The sequence below is a fragment of the Winogradskyella maritima genome (assembly GCF_042650215.1).
In the GTDB taxonomy this organism is placed as follows: domain Bacteria; phylum Bacteroidota; class Bacteroidia; order Flavobacteriales; family Flavobacteriaceae; genus Winogradskyella; species Winogradskyella maritima.
The window spans coordinates 1,292,612-1,314,493 of record NZ_JBHSAT010000004.1; the positions used below are offsets into that span (position 1 = coordinate 1,292,612).

Consider the following 21,882-nt stretch of genomic DNA (forward strand, 5'->3'; position numbering starts at 1 on the left):
CAAATGTTTAATTTAGACACAAATTTAAGAAACGATGAGTCAGCACGAGAATTATTTTGAAGTTAATAAAGCCACATGGAATAAGAAGGTTGCCATACACGCGCAAAGTGAGATGTATGATATGAAATCTTTCAAAGCTGGAAAAACCTCATTAATGCCTTACGAATTGAAGGCGCTTGGCGATGTTAACGGTAAATCGCTGTTGCATTTACAATGCCATTTTGGTCAGGATACTATTAGCTGGAGTCGCCTCGGTGCTACCTGTACTGGAATAGATATTAGTGATTCTGCGATTGACCTAGCTCGAAGTTTAGCTAAGGAATTAAAGGCTGATGCTCAGTTTGTTTGTTGTAATGTGTTAGATACCTCCAAGCATGTGAAGGAGCAATTTGATATTGTGTTTACAAGCTACGGTACCATTGGTTGGTTGCCCGACTTAAAGCCTTGGGCACAAATGATTGCAGAGCGCTTAAAACCTGGTGGTGTGTTTTACATTGCAGAGTTCCACCCCATTTTATGGATGTTTGATTATACCGATGGGCAAGCCGTAATGCAATACCATTACAATCAGGAGGCTGTTATTTATGATGAATACAAAGGCACGTATGCGGACCAAAATTCAGATATTATCAGTAAAGAGTACGGCTGGAATCACGGTTTGGCCGATGTCGTCAATGCACTAATAGAAGCAGGGCTAACCATCGACTATCTCAACGAGCATGATGAAAGTCCGTACGATGTGTTCCCTAACTTAAAGAAAAACGAATCTGGGATGTATGTAATGGAGGAGCAGTTATTTCCTATGATTTTTGAGGTAAAAGCAATCAAGAAGACTTAATAACCATTTAAACCGGATTCTTAATGCTTCGCCTCTTCCTTCAACACCTCGGGCATCTTCGCCTGAAAACGTTTTAACCTCGGAATAGACACATTTCGAATGTAGCCGTTATTTGGGTTGCGTTTTTCGTAATCTTGATGATAGGCTTCTGCTACCCAAAACTTCTGAAACGGGTAGATTTCTGAAGCAATTTTGGCATCCAATTTTTTTGCAAGGGCGTCTTTCTTTTCTTCAATGATTTGCTTTTGCTCGTCATTTTGGTAGAAAATTATGGGACGGTATTGCGACCCTTTGTCAGGGCCTTGACCATTAATCTGCGTTGGATTTTGGGATGCATAATAGACATCTACCAAGGTGGCAAAACTTACAACTTTAGGGTCATAAATGATTTCTACGGCTTCGGCATGGCCTGTTCGTCCCGTATTACTTGCTTCGTACGTTGGATTGTCAGTATAACCTCCAGAATAACCGCTAATGGATTCTTTAACACCTTTGACGCTTTCGTAAACTGCTTCGACGCACCAAAAACAGCCACTGGCAAAATAGGCTCTTGCCAATCCATTTTCCAAAGGAACTTCTACAGGGTCGGCATCAATAACGGCTTGTTGTTTCGGGTTGATAGTTTGTGCGGTATGGTTGCAACTGAAGAGCAGGGCAACTATTAGAGTAGATAAAATCTTGTTCATAGCAATGTTTCTTTTCATAGTCGTACAAAGTTAGATAACCTTAAAGGGAATGGTTTTAAAATTTTGCTAAATGTCCAAGTTTTCATTTCGGGTGAATTCTTCAGATTGTAAAACGGTTAAGAATTTTTATTGAGAAGCTCTCAGTAGATGTGTTCTCGATAGACGCTCTTTCGTCACGCACTCGAACTGACATAAGAGCATAAAAAAAGCCCCTATCCGAAAATAGAGGCTTTCAATATATAAGTTTCAAACTTAAGACAGCTTAGCAAAAAGCTTATCCATCTTAGCTTTTTCTTCTTCAGCTAATTGCGCATCAACCAATATTCGTCCTGAATGCTCATCAGTAATGACTTTCTTTCTAGACGCAATTTCTACCTGTACTTGTGGAGGAATTGTAAAGAAAGACCCACCAGATGCACCTCTTTCAATCGGTACAACGGCTAAGCCATTCTTAACGTTAGTACGGATACGTTGGTATGCTTTTACCAAACGCTCTTCAATTTGCTTTTGGAATTCTTCAGACTTAGCAAGTAATGCTTTTTCTTCTTTTTCAGTCTCTTTCAAGATTTCATCAAGTTCACCTTTTTTGTGCTTAAGGTGTGTCTGACGGTCTTTTAACTTCTCTTTAGTTTCGCCAATCACTTCCTTCTTTTGCTCAATTTGAGCTTTAAATTCCTTGATGTGCTTTTCGGCCAATTGAATTTCCAATTCCTGAAATTCAACCTCTTTGGTCAAAGAGTTGTACTCTCTGTTATTTCTAACGTTCTTCTGTTGTTCAGAATACTTGCTGATTAAGGTTTTAGACTCCTCAATAAGGTTTTTCTTAGACTTGATTTCTTCATCAATCATATCCAAGCTTTCGTTCAGTTTTTCCAAACGTGTGGTCAGTCCCTCAACATCATCTTCTAAATCTCTAACCTCTAACGGAAGTTCTCCTCGTACATTTCTAATTTCATCCACGCGAGAGTCAATCAACTGTAAATCGTACAGTGCTCTTAATCGCTCTTCTACAGAAACTTCAGCCTTCTTTTTTGCCATAATTATAAATACTTTACCGGATTTGTATTTGTGCTTGATAAAACGACTGCAAAATTAGGAATTTTTTTCGAGAGATAGTCCACTAAAAACGTTTTTGTGTACTGCTCGCTTTCGTAATGACCAATATCCGCAACGATGATATCTTGCTCGGCTGAAAAGAAGTCGTGATACTTAAGGTCTGCCGTGATTAAAATGTCCGCGCCATTGGCTTTTGCAGATGGAATGGCAAATGCGCCAGAACCACCTAAGACAGCGACTTTATTAACGGTTTTATCACCCAATTCTGAATGTCGAACACAGCCCGATTTCATTTTCTCTTTTACAGTTTGAAGGAATTCCCGTGCCGGAACACCTGTTCCCAACTCACCAACCATACCCATCCCAATATTCTGGTTGCTGTTATCTAAAGTGATAACCTCATACGCAACTTCTTCGTACGGATGCGATTTAAATAAGGTTTGAAGAATTTTCCCTTCCAAATGTCTTGAAAAAGTGACGGTGATTTTCGTTTCGGGTTCTGTTTGAAACTGACCTTTTTCACCAATTGTTGGATTCGAATCTTCGTTGCCTTTAAAGGTGCCAAAGCCTTCGGTATTAAAACTACAGTTATCGTAATTCCCAATATTACCTGCGCCAGCATCGAATAGGGCCTGGCGAAGATTATCCGCATCTTTTGTAGGAACGTAAGTCGTCAGTTTTTTGATGCTCCCTTTTTGAGGCATTAAAATTTGCTTGTTTTTTAGCCCGAGTTGGTCGCAGATGATAGAATTGACGCCGTTGATAGCATTGTCCAATGCAGTATGAATTGCGAAAATCGCAATATCGTTTTTTATGGCTTTCGAAACCGTGCGCTCAACATAGCTTTTTCCCGTTAGGCGTTTTAAACCCTTGAAAATAATGGGGTGGAAGCTGACAATAAGATTACAGTCTTTAGCAATGGCTTCATCAACCACGGATTCCAACGTATCTAGCGTTACCAAAACACCTGTCGCTTCTGCGTTTTCATTCCCGACTAAAAGCCCAACATTGTCAAAGTCCTCTGCATAAGCCAATGGAGCTAAATCTTCAAGATGGGCGATGATGTCTTTGATGCGCATGGTCTATTGGAATTGGTTTTTTAGAGGTATAAACCTACGAAATTTTCTTTTGAATGATTTGTAAATCAATATGCGGAAACATAAAATTGCCAAGCCATCAGATATATAGTATTTTCGTTTTATGAAATGGCTACGCATCATCCTATTTCCCATCGTTCCGATTTACTTTATTGTGACTTGGGTGCGGAATCTTCTGTATGACATCGGTTGGAAATCATCTAAGGCTTATGATTTTCCTGTGATTTGCGTTGGAAATCTCAGCACGGGAGGCACGGGAAAGACGCCAATGGTCGAATATTTGGTTCGTCTACTCAGTCCTGATTATAACCTGGCAACCTTAAGCCGAGGTTACGGCCGAAAAACTAAAGGCTTTCTATTGGCAAAAGACAATGCTTCTGCTGAAAAGCTTGGGGATGAGCCGTTTCAAATTTATTTAAAATTTAAGGAGATTACCGTAGCCGTGGATGAGAAGCGTCGGCATGGTATTGAGGTTTTGAGGTCTTTGCAACCAAAACCTGAAGTCATTCTTTTAGACGACGCTTTTCAACACCGAAAAGTAAAAGCAGGACTAAACATTCTCTTAACAGCCTACGAGAAGTTATATGTCGATGACATCCCGCTACCGACCGGGAATCTACGAGAGCCTAAGTCTGGCGCCAAGCGTGCACAAATTGTAGTGGTTACTAAATGTCCAAAGCATATTTCGGAAGCCCAGAAGCTTCAGATTAAGGAGAAATTAAATTTGTTACCGACTCAGCGCTTGTTTTTTAGTCATATTACTTATGATTCAAACGTTTATAACGAAGACAAAGAATTGGAGTTGACGAGTTTGCATAAATTCACTTTAGTAACGGGGATTGCAAATGCCAAACCTTTGGTGGAGCATCTTCAAACGTTAAATCTAGAGTTTAGACATTTGGAGTTTAGCGACCATCATAACTTTACGTTTGATGAATTAAATACCTTTAGTAATGACAAGCTGATTGTCACCACGGAAAAAGATTATGTGCGTCTAAAAGATATTGGGCCTTTACAAGGAAAATTGTTCTACTTGCCTATTAAGATACAACTAGACCAAGATGCTGATTTTGATACTGTAGTTAAGCGATTTACTAAAGAGGTGTAGCTACTTTATCCTTGTCGTCGCCAGTGCCAGACAATTCATTGTATAATTTCTTTTCGAAATCTTCTTGTTTAAACGGCTTGGAGATGATATCGTCGAATCCGGCTTCGTCAAACTCATGCATCTTATCTTCCAAAGTTACCGCTGTCAATGCAAAAATGGTCAGTTCTTTATCAAAAGTTCTAATGCGTTTTGTAGCTTCCAATCCACTGATACCTGGCATGTGAATATCCATGAGAACCACGTTGTATTCGGTGTCTCGTACGCGCTCTACGGCCTCTTCGCCATTGTCTACAACATCACAGTACAGTCCCATTTTGTTGAGGATTTTCTTGGTAATCATTTGGTTGATTTTGTTATCCTCAACCACTAAGATTTTAATGTTTGTTAAGTCCAAATTCTTAATGTTTTTAGCATGTTCACTAACTTTCGGTACTACTTTTTTAGGTTCGGCATATTTCAGGGGAATTTCAAAAAGGAACGTGGTCCCTTTGCCTAATTCGCTCTTCAGCCAAATTTTACCCTTAAGGATTTCAATAAGTCCTTTTACGATGGAAAGACCTAAACCTGTGCCACCATATTTACGGTTAATTTGCACAGAGCCTTGCGAGAAGCTTTCAAACATTTGGCCTTGCTTTTCTTTGCTGATACCAATGCCATTGTCTTCAACTTCAAAACGTAGACGGTAGTTGTCACCATCTTGCTCTTCTTTAAACGCGCGCACCCAAATATCACCGTCTTTAGTGAATTTGATTGCATTACCTAGTAGGTTAATTAAGATTTGGGATAATTTTAGTTGGTCACCAAAAAAGGTCTCCGGTAAGCCCTTGCCATATTCTAAATGGACTTTAATATTGTTGTCTAAGGCTGAATTATTTAACGCCGAAATAACATTTTCCAGCTTTTTTCTTAGGTTGAATTGCTCTGGGTCTAACTCAACTTTATTGGCTTCAATTTTATTAATTTGAAGAATGTCATTAATGAAGGTCAGCAGATAATCACCAGAAAATTTCAAGGATTTTAAATGTGGAATTTGCTTTTCCTTTGGCTCCTCTTCCAACAACATATTGGTAAGTCCAGTCACAGCATAAAGTGGTGTTCTCAACTCGTGCGTCACGGTAGACAAGAAGTTGGCCTTGGTTTTTGAGGCTAACTCTGCTTTTTCTTTAGCAACAATCAATTCATCATTCTTTTTGTGAAGCATGTTGTTGGTGCGCAAACGGATGTTGTTATTCTTGTAAAGTGATAACGTTAGAAGCGATAAAATAGTAATTAAGGAGATACTCAAAATGGTTGTGATACGAGACAGGTTTTCCTCGGCATCAGCTTCATCAATTTGCTCTTTTAAATTTTTGTTTTCGGCGTTTCTGTACTTGGTTACATATTGAGCCTGTTTTTCGGGCGATAGGTTTTCGCGCTGAATATTCAATAATGAATCCGAAAGTTTTAAATGACGGTTGAGATAGACGTTAGCATCCTTAAAATTTTGTTGGGCTTCGTAAATCTGACTCATCGTTAAATAAGCATCATTTATGTTTTCCTGACTTTCAATCTGTGTAGCCAGTTGCAAGCCCTCTTCGGCCTGCTCCATGGCAATGTCAAGATTGTCTAATTTCATGGCGACCTTTGCACTTAGTATATAGGCCGTACTTAATGTTCGTTGTTGGTCGTGTTTTTTGGCAGAAATAATAACTTCTTCAAGCTTGTCTTTCGAAGCTTTAAAATTTTCTAAATGATAGTAAGAACGCGCTTCATTCAGCGTTAATTCCGAAAGATATTTATCAAGACCTTCATCATTGAATAAGCTTCTTGCGGAATTAAAGTATTCTAAAGCTGTGGTGTATTCGCCTCTGCTGTTGTGAATATAACCTTGTACATTATAAGTTAAGGCGAGATTAGGATTGTCATTAATATCTCGTTGAATCTCTGTAGCCTTAGCTAACGCACTCAGTGCCTTATCGGACTCGTCTACAAAGAAATGAAGCTTTGCTAATTTGGTGTGAATAAAGCCTACGCTTTTTCTGTCATTTATAGATATTGCAATATCCTTTGCTTTCTCCAAATTGTCTTTGGCATCGAAATAGTCACCTCGGTCACTCTGTATTTGGGCTTGGTCAATCAGCTGTTCTACTTCAAAAGCAAGTTTATCAGCGTCTTGCTGACTGCCATTTTGAGCTATGGTAAACCCAGCAAATGCGAGGAAAACTGCAAGTATGTAGTGTTTTAGTTGGGGCATTTAAGCACTATTTATCTGAACAAATATAATTATTTATTCGACAAACGTCCTTTTTTATCCGATAAATTGCAGATTAAGTCTAATATCCGAGAGGAGTAGCCTGTTTCATTATCGTACCAACCTATGATTTTCACCATGTTTCCAATTACGGAAGTCATCTGTGCATCAAATATGCAAGAATGTGGATTTCCAACGATATCAATCGAGACAATAGGGTCTTTTGTATATTGAAGGATGCCTTTTAAGTTTGAATTTGAAGCCTTTTTAAATAATGCATTGACCTCCTCAATGCTCACATCGTCTTTTTTAACATTAAAGGTAATATCCGTTAAGGAACCGTTAGCTACAGGAACACGTATACCACAACCTCCAATCGACTCTGACAATTCTGGAAAAATCTTTGTCAAGGCTTTCGCCGCTCCAGTAGTGGTAGGCACTATGCTTTGTCCCGCCGCTCTGGCACGTCTTAAGTCTCTATGGGGTTGGTCATGCAGACTTTGGTCCGTAGTATAAGAATGTATGGTTGTAATATAGGCTTGCTTTACACCAAAAGCTTGATGCATAAGGTCAATCATCGGCGCCGCATTGTTGGTGGTACATGAAGCGTTGGAAATGATTTTTTCACTACCATCCAAAATATCATCATTAACGCCTAAAACTATGGTTTTGATGCTTTCATCCATAGAAGGAACGGACAGAATGACTTGTGAAGCACCATTATCGATATGGTGTTGCAATTCTTCACGCTTTTTGAATTTACCAGTAGCTTCAATCACCACATCAACATCGTAAGGTGTCCAATCAATATTACTCGGATGGTTTTGATTTATAAGTGGTATTGAATGACCATCAACGCCAATGTGACTAGAATCGTGAGAGACTTCCTTGTCTAAGACGCCATGAATACTATCGTATTTCAATAAATGGCTTAATGTTAGTGCATCTGCCAAATCATTGATGGCAACCACTTCAACTTGTGGATGTTCTAGTGCCAAGCGCAACACACGGCGACCAATACGCCCAAATCCGTTGATACCTAAGCGAATCATTAATTGATGTGCTTTTGAGCCTTGTAGGAAGAACGCACCAAAGCACTACTTTCAACATGTCTAAAGCCAAGGTCTAGCCCAATTTCTTCGTATTCCTTAAACTGGTCTGGATTGATGAATTGTTTAACAGGAAGGTGTTTTTTACTCGGTTGTAAATATTGCCCGATAGTAACAACATCAACATCATTATCTCGTAAATCGTGAAGCGTTTCAATCACTTCCTCTCGCGTTTCCCCTAAACCTAGCATGATGCCCGATTTGGTTCGTCGCTGTCCCTGTGTTTTTAAATATTTAAGAACACCCATGCTTCGGTCGTATTTAGCTTGAATTCGTACTTCACGAGTTAGTCGTCTTACGGTTTCTATGTTATGCGAAACCACTTCTGGAGCGACTTCAACAATCCTATCGATATGTCTTTCGATACCTTGAAAATCGGGAATTAAGGTTTCTAGCGTCGTCTCGGGATTCATGCGTCTTACGGCATTTACCGTTTCGGCCCACATAATACTTCCCATATCTTTTAAATCGTCTCTATCAACACTGGTCAATACAGCGTGTTTAATGCCCATAATTTTAATGGAACGTGCCACTTTTTCGGGCTCTGCCCAATCCAATTGTTCGGGCCGTCCGGTTTTTACACCACAAAAACCACATGAGCGTGTGCAGACATTTCCTAAAATCATAAAGGTTGCCGTGCCTTCTCCCCAGCATTCACCCATGTTAGGACAACTTCCGGAAGTGCAAATAGTGTTAAGATTGTATTTGTCAACTAAGCCTCTTAATTCTATGTATTTCTTGCCCGTAGGCAATTTTACACGGAGCCATTTTGGCTTGCGTTGTGGTAGTATGTTAGACGCTGTTGCGGTATCCATTTTCTAGTCAACTTTTGTAAAGCAAAGATACGAAGTAATAAATTAAATGTCGTTAAAGAATACTCAGGTACCAGATACTGAAACCAATTAAGAATAGTATACCTGTCCAACTTAAAATATGCATGGCTTTGCTCAATTTCCATTCCGTTGGGACATTCTTGGAACGCATTAATTTATAATTGAGAATAGCATAAAAAGGCGCTGTTAGGAACGATAAGATGGTCGCTATTTTTACCAATTGACCCAACTCAGAACTGAATAGGAAGAAGATAAGAATACAACCAGCCACCAAGGCAAATAGCCATGGTTTGTAGCTTTTAATACTTTTTTGTTCTAGAAGTAAATCCGTGGTTTTGTCCATAACGCGAGGTGAACCGTCCAAGGTAGTGAGGGTAGTGCTGAACATAGTTGTAAAGGCCGCAATCCCAATGATAAGATAAGCCCAAGAGCCAAGACTACTAGTATACATACTTATCAGTTGCCCTGCAAATTGACTAGCGTTTGTGCTAAGGCTTTGGCCGGTATTGAACATAATTAAGGCACCCAAAGAGAGAAACCCAATACCCAAAATAATAGTGGCAACGTAACCGATATTAAAATCGAATAACGATGTTTTCTTTTCGAACCGCTGTGGGCCTTTGGTTTTTTCTATCGACCAAAGGGAATGCCAAACCGAAATATCTAAAGGTGCAGGCATCCATCCCATAAATGCTATTAGGAATGCCCAGCTGGCTTCTTTAGGGAAAATTTGTTGGAACGACACTGGACTTTTGGTCGTTGTTGCGGACGCTATTAGTGCGATAATGGTACTTATCGTTAATGTAATAATGATAATTTTCATTAAACCATCCAATAATTTATAACGTCCAATAAGTAGGATGGAAGCGCAAATCCCCAAAAGGATAACTGTCCATAATTGTACGCTGTCCAAACTTATGCTTCCAAGACTGATGGGGTCAAATGTGAAAAACAAGTTAGAAGCCAAACTCGCCGTTACAATGGTCACCGCCGTCTGTATGGTAAACATTGAGGCGAATGTTAACAAAAAGAAAGCGATAAGTATAGGTTTACCTAGTTTATTGTAACCATCGACTAAACTCTCGCCAGTCGCCATGGCATATCGCGGGCCAAATTGAAAAAAAGGATATTTAAAAAGATTCACCAAGAGCAAAGCCCAAAGTAGCCCGAAACCAAAATCGGCACCAGCTCTTGTCGATTGTACCAAATGGGAAACGCCGATGGCCGCTCCGGCAAATAATAGGCCTGGGCCTAGTTTTTTAAGCGTTGAAAGCATTGCTTTTTTGAATTATTCCGGCAAGAAGCTTTTTTGCCCTAAGTAGTTTAACCTTTACGTTATTGATGGGTTCATCAAGCTCAATAGAAATGTCCTTATAGCTCATTTCTTGAAAAAACCGCAACTGAATTACCTCCTGATAATGCGGTTTCAACTTTTTGATATCTCGAAGCAACTTTGCCAGATTTTGTTCCCGAATAATTTCATCCTCTTTCGTCGGCGAACCATCAGCAATACTATAGATTTCCTCGTCAACATCCTTTGTTTTACTATTGATAGATGAGTTGTGTTTTCGAACCAAATCAACGTGTATGTTCTTTGAAATGGTAATCAACCAAGTCTTAAATACGTATTCTTCTTTATAGGTGTGGATCTTATCGAAAGCCTTAGAGAAGGTTTGAATGGTAATATCCTCCGCGTCGTTTTCATTCTCCGTTCGTTTTAATTGAAAGCCATAAACATCGTTCCAATAGTTGTCCAATAAAAAATTAAAGGCCAATTGGTTGTTGTCTTTGGCAAGCGCAATCGCTTCATTTACTTCCAATACAGAGGTTTTGAGATAAGATTAGCTATAAAGATACAGAATTGTATGGCAATTAGAAAAGGTTCTAAAATAGGAGCGAATACCCAAAGTAGTTTTTCTTTCAATCGTTTGCTAGCCAAAGCCCAGGTTGTTATTTGCAATATAAATCGAAAGCCAATCAATCCCAACACAACAGGCCATAAGTATAATGTGCACACGAGTGCAATTCCCAAAACCCAAAACAAAACCTGGGACAAATAGAAGAGCCCGAGAAGACATTTATGTTTTCCCTTGTAATGTTTGGCTGTACTCACATGCCTACGCTTTTGGTAGAACCAGGATTTAAAATTGGTTTTTGGTTGAGATTCAGTAAATCCTTCTGGAGATAAGCAAATGGCAGTGTTTTTAGAGTCGGATGCTTCATTGATAAACAAATCATCATCGCCAGAACGTAGTTCCATATGATTCATAAAGCCCGAATGCTTAAAAAACAATTCCTTTCTATAGGCCAAATTACGACCAACTCCCATATAGGTCAATCCTGCTTTTGCATAGCTGAAATATTGAATGGCTGTAAGTACAGTTTCAAATCGGATTAAAGCATTGAGTAGTCCTTTCTTTTTTCGGTAGGCACCATAACCTAATACAATGGCTTTTTGGTTGGAAAAATGACTGCTCATTTCAGAAATCCAACGATGTGACCTCGGTTGGCAATCGGCATCTGTAAATAATAGAAAATCGTTTTTCGACGCTTTTATACCCAGCGTTAAAGCGTATTTTTTATTTCCCCAAAACTTATCAATAGACTTTACATTGACGCATTTAATGTTGGCGTGGCGCGCTTCAAACTGTTCAATAATCTCTAAAGTGTCGTCGAAAGAATCATCGTTTATGAGGACCAATTCAAAATTGGGATGGTCTTGTTCAAGAAGAAGGGGAATCAATTTTTTTAAATTTTCAGATTCATTCTTTGCACAGACAATGACCGAAACGGGGATGCTATGTTGCTTTCTTTCCGAAGTTTTTTCAGACGGAAAGTATATCAAATAAAAACTATAGTAAATAACTTGAAGTGCTACAACTGCAACAAAGCTGTAGAATAAAAGCGACAGTAGCGTCATAAATGCTTACGAATGCTGAGGTTCGTTACAATCCGCGAACTCGTCTGGAGTTTTGCCACAGAAGCCACAAGCTTCACCATCTTGGTTGAGCATAGGATTTTGGCTTGCACAAGTGCCAGCAAATTTTCCGTCTTTTTTTGCCCATATTTTAATGGCAATGCCCGCCACGGCGAGACCGAGAAGAACTAGGGTTATGAGTATGAGTTTCACAATAGTTTTATTAAGCGGTTTGTCGAGGCAAAGATACAGGTTTTAGTCAAGTTTATAAAACAAAATAGGCCATAGCAACTTTCGGTAAAGTGACTATGGCCCAGCTATTTAATTTAAGGGACTTTCTAATTGGTGCGCAGGGCAATTTCTGCGACTTCCTCTTTGCCTTTTGGCATAGCACTGTTTTTATTTTCAATAGTAATACTTAATGCCATGGCATCTTCCATGTATGGGATTGGACGTAATTTACGTTCTGTAGCGTCCAAAACACCCAATTCTATAATCTTGTCCTGAAACTCCGCCCACATTTGGTAATACTGCTCTTCTGGCAATTGTGGCAAAGTAATCACATCAATCATGGATGTTTTTTCAACCGGATTAATGTAAGCTACCGTTTCTAAATCCTTAGCACGGTCGTTACCTCTAAGCACATACTTTTGTGCGTCAGGGTTGTTTAATTTCATTAATTGTTCAGCCAAAGACTCCAAACGATTATTGTTCTTGTCTATATCTCCTCTTAGGTCGAAAATTTCTTCGACTACGACATCATTTTCAGATAGCAACTCCGAGTTTTCTTGCTGTAGCATGTAAGTTTTTCCTGCAAAGAACAAAGCTACAATGCTGGCCGCTATGCCGAACCAAGGCATTTTAGAGCCTCTTTTCTCTACCACAACTGAGCTTTCTTTGGTGGCATCCAAAATTCTAACTAAACTGCCATAAGGTGCATCAACAGCATTGGCTTTAGCAATAATTTCCAAGTTTGTTTGAAGCTTATCATAAGCCTCAGCAATTTCAGGATAACTATCTATAAGGTGCTCTACCTCCATAGTTTCAGCAATAGAAGTATCTCCGACAAGGTACTTTTCTAGCTTGCCAGAATTTAAAAAGATATGTAATTTTTCTTCCATACTTATTTGTTCAACGGGTCGTATACTTTTTTAAGTTCTCTTAACCCAATTTTTAATCTTGATTTTATAGTGCCCAGCGGAATTTTTAATTCGTCGCTGGCTTCTTGTTGTGTCATGCCTTCAAAAAATAAAGCGTTTAACACAATTTGATACTTTTCTTCCAATCGTCCAAGATGGTCTTTAATATCCATCACATCTTGGTTAATATTCATACTCGGCAATATATATACGTCCGATTTGTCGATTTGGACTTCTCTATGGTGCCGATTGTTGTAACTTCTCAGTTTATCAATGGCTGTGTTGCGTGCAATTCTATACAACCATGTAAATAGCTTGGCTTTTTTTGGGTCGTACTTACCTGCATTTTTCCAAACTTTTACGAAGGTTTCTTGCAAAGCATCCTCGGCAATTTCTTCTTTCTGGGTCACTTTGATGATAACACCGTAAAGACTGTTGGAATAATGCTCGTACAACAGATTAATAGCGCGTCTGTCTCCTTTGTCCAGAAGGCTAATAATCAATTTCTCTGTAGGCGTAACACTCAAATTCAGTTAGGGATTTAGGATTGAACTGTGGCGGTTTAAGCATCCTTAGTTTCAAAAATACGAATTAAGTGATGTGTTTGGATGTTTTTTAAATGATATTCACTTCCATTTGAAGCTGAATATTGAATAATCTGACCACTGTATTCTGAATTAATTTTGCCAGATTAAGAATGTCTTTTCCATCGGCACCACCATAATTGACCAAGACCAAAGCCTGATTTTCGTGAACACCGTAGTTGCCGAAAGTCTTGCCTTTAAAACCTGCTTTTTCAATCAGCCAACCTGCCGGTACTTTTATTTCTGAATCGGAAACAACATAATTCGGAATATCTGGAAATTGACGTTTTAGGTCTTCAAATAAGTTTGAAGAAATCACAGGATTTTTGAAGAAACTACCGCTGTTTCCGATGTCTTTTGGGTCGGGCAATTTGCGTTGACGAATAGCAATGACCGCTTTTGAAATATCCTGAATTGAAGGGGTTGACACATTCATAGCCAACAACTCATCTTTTATGGCGCCGTAGTCCGTTCTTAGCGTATGATTCTTTTTTGTTAATTTGAATTCTACACTTGTGATTATATATTGGCCTTTATGAGAATTTTTGAAGATGGATTCGCGATAGCCAAATTGGCAATACTCTTTTGAAAATTGCTCTTCCCGTTGGGATTTTATGTGCATAGCTGAGCAGGACTCAAAGACATCCTTAATCTCTATACCATACGCCCCAATGTTTTGCATGGGTGCTGTGCCGACATTACCAGGAATCAAAGAAAGGTTCTCAATACCGCCGTAGTTGCGTTCTAAACAGAACAAGACGAATTCATGCCAGTTTTCGCCAGCCATTACCTTGAGTATAATGTCTTCCTCAGTTTCTGACACAACTGAAATGCCTTTTAAATTAATGTGAAAAACGGGGGTTTGGATACTCTTGGTCAGTAGTAGATTGCTACCACCACCCAAGACAAATATGTCCGACTGGGCATACTGAGCTAGGGCGTCTTTCAATTGCTCAATAGACTTGATGTTTACATAGTTTTGAGCCTTGACGTCTAATCCAAAAGTATTGTATGGCTGTAGTGAAATATCGGTTTGGGTCGCCATTAGTCCTTGTAAACTTTTAAGGCTTCTTCAAGTATTTTTACGGCTTTGAGCAAACTGTCTTCATTAAGAACATAGGCAATTCTAATTTGGTTTAGACCTACTCCAGGTGTAGAATAGAATCCAGCCGCCGGAGCTACCATAACCGTTTGTCCTTCATAATCAAATGATTCTAAAAGCCATTTAGCAAAATCATCCGAATTTTTAACAGGCAATTCGGCTATACAATAAAAGGCGCCATTTGGCTTGGCTACTTTAACACCATCGATTTTTTCTAAGGCATTGATAAGGGTATTTCGTCTACTGACGTATTCTACGTTAACCTCGTCGAAATAACTTTGAGGTGTTTGCAAGGCCGCTTCACTTGCAATTTGTGCTAGAGTCGGTGGGCTTAATCTTGCTTGGGCAAACTTTAATGCTGTCGCAATCAGGGTTTTGTTTTTTGAGACTAAATACCCAATTCTGGCACCACACATGCTATAGCGTTTTGAAACGGAGTCGATGACAATCGCGTGGTCTTCCAAGCCTTCTTCTTGTAAAATGGAATAGTGCGAAATGCTGTCATAAACAAACTCGCGATAAACTTCATCGGCAATGAGGAACAAATCGTGCTTCTTTACCAAGTCCGCTAGCTTCTTAATTTCATCTTTTGAATACAAGTAACCTGTAGGATTCCCAGGATTGCAAATAAGTATGGCCTTGGTTTTATTGGTGATTAATTTTTCAAATTCTTCAATTGGTGGTAAGGCAAAATTGTTGTCAATTTTAGAAATGACTGGGACAACATTAACGCCTGAAGCTGTTGAGAACCCATTATAGTTGGCATAGAACGGTTCGGGAATGATGATTTCATCATCTTGGTCCATAATACTTCCAAAAGCAAACAGTAATGCTTCACTACCGCCAGTGGTTACGATGATATCATTGTGTGCAACATTAATGTCATTCTTAGCGTAATAATCAGCAATTTTTATTCGGTATTCTTCGGAACCTTCAGAACGAGAGTAAGCTAAGATATCCAGCGAGTGATTTGCTACAGCATCTAAGGCTACTTGAGGAGTTTTAATATCGGGCTGACCAATATTTAAATAGAAAACCGTTTTTCCTGCCTTATGGGCTTTTTCGGCGTAAGGCACCAATTTTCTGATTGGTGATTCTGGCATAATACGGCCCTTTTCGGATATTGCTGGCATAGTGAAATATATTAAGGCGCTAATTTCTGAAAATTCTTAAAGTTTATTTAAAAAAATACCTTAAAATTAAAGGTTGGAATAAAGATTTGTACATTCCGTTTCACCTTTTAATTTATGACGGCTGGTTTAAAATATTTTGTAATATGTCTTGCAATTGCATACTGCGGTATAGCTACAGGGCAAAGCAAGTTTGTTATGAAACCGAATCAGAGCAAGAAAATTAGGTTTAAGCTTGTCAACAACCTTATTGTGGTGCCTCTAGAGCTTAATGGAGTTAAACTATCCTTTGTTTTAGACACCGGAGTGAGTAAACCCATTCTCTTTAACATTGTTAATACAGATTCTTTAAAGATTAAGCAGGTTGAGACCATTTTTTTACAGGGCTTAGGCAGTGAAGGGTCTATAGAGGCCTTGCGATCCAAGAGAAACTTGTTGAGGTTTGGCCCTGCCATTAATGTCAATCAGGATGTGTTTGTAGTATTTGACAATACCATTAATTTCACCCCACGATTGGGTGTTCCTGTACATGGTATTATTGGATACGATATTTTTAAGGATTTCGTGGTTGAGGTAAATTATGGAGGACGCTATATTCGTTTGTATAAATCTGAAAAATTTAAGTCTAAAAACGCTGACAGGTGGAGAACACTTCCTATTAATCTTTATAAACGAAAACCCTATCTAAATGCTGAAGTAAAAATAGATTCAACTTATAAATCTGTGAAGTTATTGATTGATTCTGGAGGTAGTGATGCACTATGGTTGTTTAAGAATGAAGCCTCTGGTCTTACCTACAGAGATGATATGTTTTTTGAGGATTACTTAGGTAAGGGTTTGAGCGGTCCAGTTTATGGGCAACGATCCCGTTTGAATGAATTTAAACTGGCAGATTATCAAATTAAGAATGTCAATGTTGCATTTCCTGATTCTTCTTCTTTGAATGTGGCAAGAATGTACAGAGAACGATCTGGCAGTATTGCTGGGAATTTATTAAAACGCTTCAATTTTATTTTCGACTATAGAAACAAGACTATTCAATTTAAGAAGAATAAAAATTTTAAGGCGCCATTCTATTACAACAACGCCGGAGTTGTTTTGGAACAACATGGAACGAGATTGGTGAAGCAGCAGATAGCTTCAAAGGTCATAGATTCATATGGAAATGAGCGAGAATCGGGAAACAATGCGATAGAATTATCTACGAGATACAGTTTTGTTCTCAAACCTTCTTTTGAAATTGTCGATCTACGGGATAACTCCAATGCTAAAAGGGCAGGTTTAATGCTTGGTGATGTTATAACTGAGATTAATAATAATAAAACGCATAGGATGACCCTACAACAGGTGAATAGTTATTTTTATGATAGATTGGGCAAATCCATCTCTATACGTGTAGAGCGCGATGGTCAGTCCAAACTATTCCGCTTCAAACTAGACGACGTCTTCAAAAAAAAGAGCCCTCAAATTGAAGGCTCCTCAGATTCTATTTCAAAAATGTAGATTAATTTATTGTTCTACAGTCGATTTTTCTTTTTTGTCCATTAAGCTTTTATCACCAGGATTAACAACTAAGCCTTTGATTTTTAAAGCTACTGTTGGTGTATCAGCATTTGAGATTACGGTTATGGTTTTTCTTATAGGGTTAACACGATTGGTGTCATACTTTACCTCAATCTCTCCGGTTTCACCTGGCATAATTGGCGCTTCAGGCTTCTTAGGCACCGTGCATCCACAGGTTGACTTTACACTAGAGATAATCAAAGGCGCGTCACCTGTATTTGTAAATTCAAATACGCGGACGCCATTGGCACCTTTTTCTATGGTTCCGTAATCAATTGTATCGGTTTTAAATTCAATCTTAGCCACTTTTTCTTGGGCTTGCAATCCTAAACTCACTAGACCTACAAATAAAATTGTAAATAATTTTTTCATGACTTTCATTTTAAGTTTATAATTCAAAGCTAGTTACTTTCTTGGTTTCGTCAAAATTAATCGGACGTAATGCGTTTTATTTAACAGTAAATACGTTTTAAACACAGATTATGGTCGTCATTAATTCCTAAAAAAAAGAAATATAAGTACTTTTGCCCGTTACAAAGCAAAAAGGATACCAAAGATGGAAATACCCTCTAAATATAGCGCCAAATCAGTTGAATCTAAGTGGTATGATTACTGGATGGAACACAATTATTTTCATTCAGAACCAGACGACAGAGAGCCCTACACTATAGTTATTCCACCACCAAATGTTACTGGTGTTTTGCATATGGGTCACATGCTGAATAATACCATCCAAGATGTATTAATTCGTCGGGCGCGCCTACAGGGTAAAAATGCCTGTTGGGTACCTGGTACTGACCATGCCTCTATTGCTACGGAAGCCAAAGTTGTTGCGAAATTGAAGACTCAAGGTATTGATAAGAATGATTTAACACGTGAGGAGTTCCTAAAACATGCCTGGGATTGGACGGAAGAATACGGCGGTGTTATCCTTGAACAGTTAAAGAAATTAGGCTGTTCTTGCGATTGGGATAGAACAAAATTTACGATGGATGATGACATGTCTGAAGCCGTAATAAAAGTCTTTGTAGACCTTTATAATAAAGGTCTGATTTACCGTGGTTACCGAATGGTAAACTGGGACCCCGAAGCACAAACCACCTTATCTGATGAGGAAGTGATTCACGAAGAACGCAATGACAAATTGTACTATGTTAAATATCAAATTGAAGGCGAATCTGAATTCGTGACCATTGCCACAACACGACCAGAAACCATTTTGGGCGATACTGCGGTGTGTATCAATCCTGAAGACGAACGTTTTCAGTATTTAAAAGGGAAACGTGTCATTGTACCCTTATGTAACCGAAGTATTCCGATTATTGAAGATGATTACGTAGATATTGAATTTGGAACAGGATGCCTTAAAGTAACCCCGGCACACGACATTAATGATAAAGACATTGGCGACCGTCACAACTTAGAAATTATTGATGTACTGAATCCTGACGGAACCTTAAATGCCTATGGTTTACATCACCAAGGTAAAGACCGAGTGGTTGCTAGAAAAGATGTTGCCAAAGAGCTTGATGAAATGGGCATTTTAGTAAAAACAGAAAACATCACTCACAATGTCGGAACTTCTGAGCGTACTAAGGCGGTTATAGAACCACGTCTGTCTGACCAGTGGTTTTTAAAGATGGAAGATTTGGTAAAACCAGCCATCAAAGCCGTGTTGGAAGATGAGGAAGTAAAACTATTTCCAAAGCGATTTAACAATACCTACCGCCACTGGATGGAAAATATTCGCGATTGGAATATCTCCAGACAATTAATGTGGGGACAGCAAATCCCTGCCTATTATTACGGAGATGACAAAGAAGATTTTGTGGTTGCCGAAACTAAAGAAGAAGCTTTAGAATTAGCAAATAAGAAAATATCGGTCAGTTCGAGCGGAGTCGAGAACTCATTAAAACTCGAAGACCTTCGCCAAGATAGCGATGCTTTAGACACATGGTTCTCATCATGGCTATGGCCAATGAGTGTTTTTGATGGTATTCGTAACCCCGAAAACGCAGACATTAAATACTATTACCCAACTAATGATTTGGTCACAGGGCCAGACATTCTATTCTTTTGGGTAGCACGTATGATAATTGCAGGTTATGAATATAAAGACGAACGTCCGTTTGAAAATGTATACCTCACTGGATTGGTGCGCGATAAGCAACGCCGTAAAATGTCCAAGTCGCTCGGAAATTCGCCAGATGCCTTAAAGTTAATTGATGACTACGGCGCTGATGGTGTCCGTGTAGGATTGTTGTTGAGTTCTGCCGCGGGTAATGATTTAATGTTTGATGAGGAACTTTGTAACCAAGGAAAATCCTTCGCAAATAAAATCTGGAATGCCTTCAGATTAGTCAAAGGTTGGGACGTAGCATATATTGAACAACCAGAAGCGTCTAAAATCGCTTTGGAATGGTACGAAGCCAAATTTCAAAAAGCATTGAGCGAAATTGAAGACCATTACAGTAAGTACAGATTGTCTGATGTCTTGATGACCACTTACAAATTAGTTTGGGATGATTTCTGTTCGTGGTTATTGGAGATGATTAAACCTGCCTACCAACAACCGATAGATAAAACAACCTTTGATATGGTTATCAGATTATTTGAAGATAACCTAAAAATCCTTCACCCGTTCATGCCGTTCCTAACTGAAGAAATTTGGCAATATATGGAAGAGCGTACGCCAGAAAACGCTCTGATTGTTTCAAAATATCCTGGAGTCAAGTCTTATGATGAAACGTTAATTTCAGATTTTGAAATGGTAAAAGAAGCTGTTTCAGGCATTAGAACCATCAGAAAGGAAAAGAATATCGCATTTAAGGATACTATCGATGTGTCAGTTATCAATAATGAAAAGCTAGATTCAAAATACAACTCAGTGATTTCCAAATTGGGGAATATTGCTGAATTCTCTACGGTTGAAGACGCTTTGGAAGGCGCTTTAACCTTTAGGGTAAAATCCAACGAATACTTCATTCCTATGGCAGGCGCCATTAATGTTGAAGAGGAAATCAAAAAACTTCAAGAAGAGTTGAAGTACGCTAATGGCTTTTTAAAATCGGTTCGTGGGAAGCTATCTAATGAACGATTCGTTAACAATGCGCCTGAGCAAGTTGTGGCTTCAGAACGTAAAAAAGAAGCTGATGCTTTGGCTAAGATTGAAACTATTGAAGCGAGCTTGAAGAGTTTGCAGTAGACCTACCACTCATTAATCTTATTGGAATCCAGCTTCACAAAGATGAACAACAAAATCGTAAAGCCCATTAGACTAGAACCACCATAGCTAAAAAAAGGAAGAGGAATGCCAACAGTGGGAATAAGTCCCATGACCATTCCTGTATTAATTAAGAAGTGAACGAAGAATATACTCGCCACACTATAGCCATATACGCGGCTGAATTGCGACTTTTGAATTTCTGCCAAATAGAGAATCCTAACAATAAGTATTACAAAGCAAATCACAACAAAAGCAGAACCGAGGAATCCCCATTCCTCACCAACCGTACTAAAGATATAGTCTGTATCTTGTTCGGGAACAAACTTTCCGGTGGTACGTGTACCTTCCATAAATCCTTTACCAGTTAAACCACCCGAGCTAATCGCTTTTTCAGACTCGTTGAGGTTATATAAAATGGTTTGCTTCATCTGCCGAAGCTTTTCGGGGTCTTTCTCTAAACGTAACCATAAACTAATACGGTCTTGCTGATGCGGTTTCAAAATGGAAGTATAGAAAAACCGAACGCCAACAGCAATACCAACCCCTAGAACAATAAGTGCAATTGTTCGAAGTATTGGAGGACGCCGTTTTCGCTTTCGGAATAAATAAATAAGTGCAAACAAAATCAAAATGCCTGCTGTAACCAATAAACCGAATTTTAATGCTAATATGGCTATAGTAATCAATGCCGTCAACGAAATCAGATAGACTTGCTGTATGCCTTCCCTGTAAAAAACAAAGAAGAATGCACCGTAAACTAATGTACTACCTGCATCATTCTGAAGTAAAATCAAGATAGATGGCACCACAATAATAGCCAAAGCTTTTATCTGGTCTTTGATGGACTTCATGTCTGTTTGTAAATCGCTAATGTATTTAGACACCGCTAAGGCTGTAGCGGCTTTAGCAAATTCACTAGGTTGTAAGGTCATACCCCCAATGCCATACCAAGAGGTGGCGCCATTGATGTTTTTTCCGAAGAGAAACAAACCAACTAAGGTTAACAGTGAAAATAGATAAATTATACTGGCAAATCGCTCATAAAAACGAGATTCTAAGGAAAGTATGATTATAATGAGTGTTATTGAAACACATATGAATACAGCTTGTTTACCGAAACGCTGGGACATGTCAAACCAAGATGTAATATCACCATCATGTGAGGCGGAAACAATATTGATATACCCAAATAGGACAAGTGCGAGATAAAGTATAATGGTAAGCCAATCGAACTTAAATCCTCTATGATTTTCTCTATACATGT

General features: G+C 38.8%; 20 protein-coding genes. 4 read left to right on the forward strand and 16 right to left on the reverse strand.

What is annotated here, in order from left to right; all coding sequences use genetic code 11:
• Nucleotides 1-34 precede the first annotated feature (34 nt).
• Entirely contained in the window at nt 35-838 is an 804-nt protein-coding gene (locus ACFOSX_RS06895) for a class I SAM-dependent methyltransferase (RefSeq protein WP_386098354.1), read from the forward strand.
• 20 nt (nt 839-858) lie between these two features.
• Here the strand turns inward: ACFOSX_RS06895 and msrA are convergent, their stop codons facing one another.
• From msrA to ACFOSX_RS06910, 3 genes are all read right to left on the reverse strand, one after another.
• On the reverse strand, nt 859-1,542 hold the full coding sequence (msrA, locus tag ACFOSX_RS06900) for a peptide-methionine (S)-S-oxide reductase MsrA (RefSeq protein WP_386098356.1): 684 nt from the start codon (nt 1,540-1,542) through the stop codon (nt 859-861).
• A gap of 234 nt (nt 1,543-1,776) precedes the next feature.
• Nucleotides 1,777-2,562, reverse strand: a complete 786-nt coding sequence (locus ACFOSX_RS06905) for a zinc ribbon domain-containing protein (protein WP_386098358.1) — start codon at nt 2,560-2,562, stop codon at nt 1,777-1,779.
• A 2-nt stretch (nt 2,563-2,564) separates the two neighbouring features.
• The gene (locus tag ACFOSX_RS06910) at nt 2,565-3,659 is read right to left on the reverse strand and encodes a Nif3-like dinuclear metal center hexameric protein (RefSeq protein WP_386098360.1); all 1,095 of its coding nucleotides are present in this window, start codon (nt 3,657-3,659) and stop codon (nt 2,565-2,567) included.
• A gap of 121 nt (nt 3,660-3,780) precedes the next feature.
• Between ACFOSX_RS06910 and lpxK the strand changes: the two genes are divergently transcribed.
• Nucleotides 3,781-4,785 carry a tetraacyldisaccharide 4'-kinase gene (gene lpxK / locus ACFOSX_RS06915; RefSeq protein ID WP_386098362.1) on the forward strand — a complete coding sequence of 335 codons (1,005 nt, stop codon included), beginning with the start codon at nt 3,781-3,783 and terminating at the stop codon, nt 4,783-4,785.
• Here the strand turns inward: lpxK and ACFOSX_RS06920 are convergent.
• The 11 genes from ACFOSX_RS06920 to ACFOSX_RS06970 all read right to left on the reverse strand — a co-directional run bounded on the left by ACFOSX_RS06920 (nt 4,772) and on the right by ACFOSX_RS06970 (nt 15,832).
• Nucleotides 4,772-7,018 (reverse strand): ATP-binding protein, encoded by a 2,247-nt coding sequence (locus ACFOSX_RS06920; protein ID WP_386098364.1) that lies wholly within the window; start codon nt 7,016-7,018, stop codon nt 4,772-4,774. The two genes, lpxK and ACFOSX_RS06920, sit on opposite strands and share 14 nt — an antisense overlap.
• A 29-nt stretch (nt 7,019-7,047) precedes the next feature.
• Nucleotides 7,048-8,067 carry a type I glyceraldehyde-3-phosphate dehydrogenase gene (gene gap / locus ACFOSX_RS06925; protein WP_386098366.1) on the reverse strand — a complete coding sequence of 340 codons (1,020 nt, stop codon included), beginning with the start codon at nt 8,065-8,067 and terminating at the stop codon, nt 7,048-7,050.
• A complete protein-coding gene (gene lipA / locus ACFOSX_RS06930) occupies nt 8,067-8,939 on the reverse strand; it encodes a lipoyl synthase (RefSeq protein ID WP_386098368.1) in 873 nt (290 codons plus the stop codon). Before lipA ends, gap begins: the two co-directional genes overlap by 1 nt.
• A 52-nt stretch (nt 8,940-8,991) precedes the next feature.
• The gene (locus tag ACFOSX_RS06935; protein ID WP_386098370.1) at nt 8,992-10,233 is read right to left on the reverse strand and encodes an Nramp family divalent metal transporter; all 1,242 of its coding nucleotides are present in this window, start codon (nt 10,231-10,233) and stop codon (nt 8,992-8,994) included.
• A complete protein-coding gene (locus ACFOSX_RS06940; protein ID WP_386098372.1) occupies nt 10,217-10,777 on the reverse strand; it encodes an RNA polymerase sigma factor in 561 nt (186 codons plus the stop codon). The genes ACFOSX_RS06935 and ACFOSX_RS06940 overlap by 17 nt, the downstream gene beginning before the upstream one ends.
• Nucleotides 10,768-11,877 carry a glycosyltransferase gene (locus ACFOSX_RS06945; RefSeq protein WP_386098374.1) on the reverse strand — a complete coding sequence of 370 codons (1,110 nt, stop codon included), beginning with the start codon at nt 11,875-11,877 and terminating at the stop codon, nt 10,768-10,770. Before ACFOSX_RS06945 ends, ACFOSX_RS06940 begins: the two co-directional genes overlap by 10 nt.
• Before the next feature lie 6 nt (nt 11,878-11,883).
• Nucleotides 11,884-12,087: a membrane or secreted protein gene (locus ACFOSX_RS06950; RefSeq protein ID WP_386098376.1), complete on the reverse strand. Its 204-nt coding sequence runs from the start codon at nt 12,085-12,087 to the stop codon at nt 11,884-11,886.
• Nucleotides 12,088-12,212: 125 nt separating this feature from the next.
• On the reverse strand, nt 12,213-12,995 hold the full coding sequence (locus ACFOSX_RS06955; protein ID WP_386098378.1) for an anti-sigma factor domain-containing protein: 783 nt from the start codon (nt 12,993-12,995) through the stop codon (nt 12,213-12,215).
• Between the two features lie 2 nt (nt 12,996-12,997).
• On the reverse strand, nt 12,998-13,540 hold the full coding sequence (locus tag ACFOSX_RS06960; RefSeq protein ID WP_386098380.1) for an RNA polymerase sigma factor: 543 nt from the start codon (nt 13,538-13,540) through the stop codon (nt 12,998-13,000).
• A gap of 88 nt (nt 13,541-13,628) precedes the next feature.
• On the reverse strand, nt 13,629-14,642 hold the full coding sequence (gene murB / locus ACFOSX_RS06965) for a UDP-N-acetylmuramate dehydrogenase (protein WP_386098382.1): 1,014 nt from the start codon (nt 14,640-14,642) through the stop codon (nt 13,629-13,631).
• Nucleotides 14,642-15,832, reverse strand: coding sequence for a pyridoxal phosphate-dependent aminotransferase (locus tag ACFOSX_RS06970; protein ID WP_386098384.1), 1,191 nt, complete (start codon nt 15,830-15,832; stop codon nt 14,642-14,644). The genes murB and ACFOSX_RS06970 overlap by 1 nt, the downstream gene beginning before the upstream one ends.
• 195 nt (nt 15,833-16,027) lie before the next feature.
• Between ACFOSX_RS06970 and ACFOSX_RS06975 the strand changes: the two genes are divergently transcribed.
• Nucleotides 16,028-17,332 (forward strand): aspartyl protease family protein, encoded by a 1,305-nt coding sequence (locus ACFOSX_RS06975; protein ID WP_386098386.1) that lies wholly within the window; start codon nt 16,028-16,030, stop codon nt 17,330-17,332.
• Nucleotides 17,333-17,338: 6 nt separating this feature from the next.
• Here ACFOSX_RS06975 and ACFOSX_RS06980 read toward each other — a convergent pair whose 3' ends face one another.
• Nucleotides 17,339-17,764: a DUF1573 domain-containing protein gene (locus ACFOSX_RS06980; protein WP_386098388.1), complete on the reverse strand. Its 426-nt coding sequence runs from the start codon at nt 17,762-17,764 to the stop codon at nt 17,339-17,341.
• A 184-nt stretch (nt 17,765-17,948) separates the two neighbouring features.
• On the opposite strand from ACFOSX_RS06980, the gene ACFOSX_RS06985 reads away from it, so the two are divergent.
• Nucleotides 17,949-20,597 carry a valine--tRNA ligase gene (locus ACFOSX_RS06985; protein WP_386098390.1) on the forward strand — a complete coding sequence of 883 codons (2,649 nt, stop codon included), beginning with the start codon at nt 17,949-17,951 and terminating at the stop codon, nt 20,595-20,597.
• Between the two features lie 2 nt (nt 20,598-20,599).
• Here ACFOSX_RS06985 and rodA read toward each other — a convergent pair whose 3' ends face one another.
• Nucleotides 20,600-21,880: a rod shape-determining protein RodA gene (rodA, locus tag ACFOSX_RS06990; RefSeq protein ID WP_386098392.1), complete on the reverse strand. Its 1,281-nt coding sequence runs from the start codon at nt 21,878-21,880 to the stop codon at nt 20,600-20,602.
• Nucleotides 21,881-21,882: the final 2 nt, after the last annotated feature.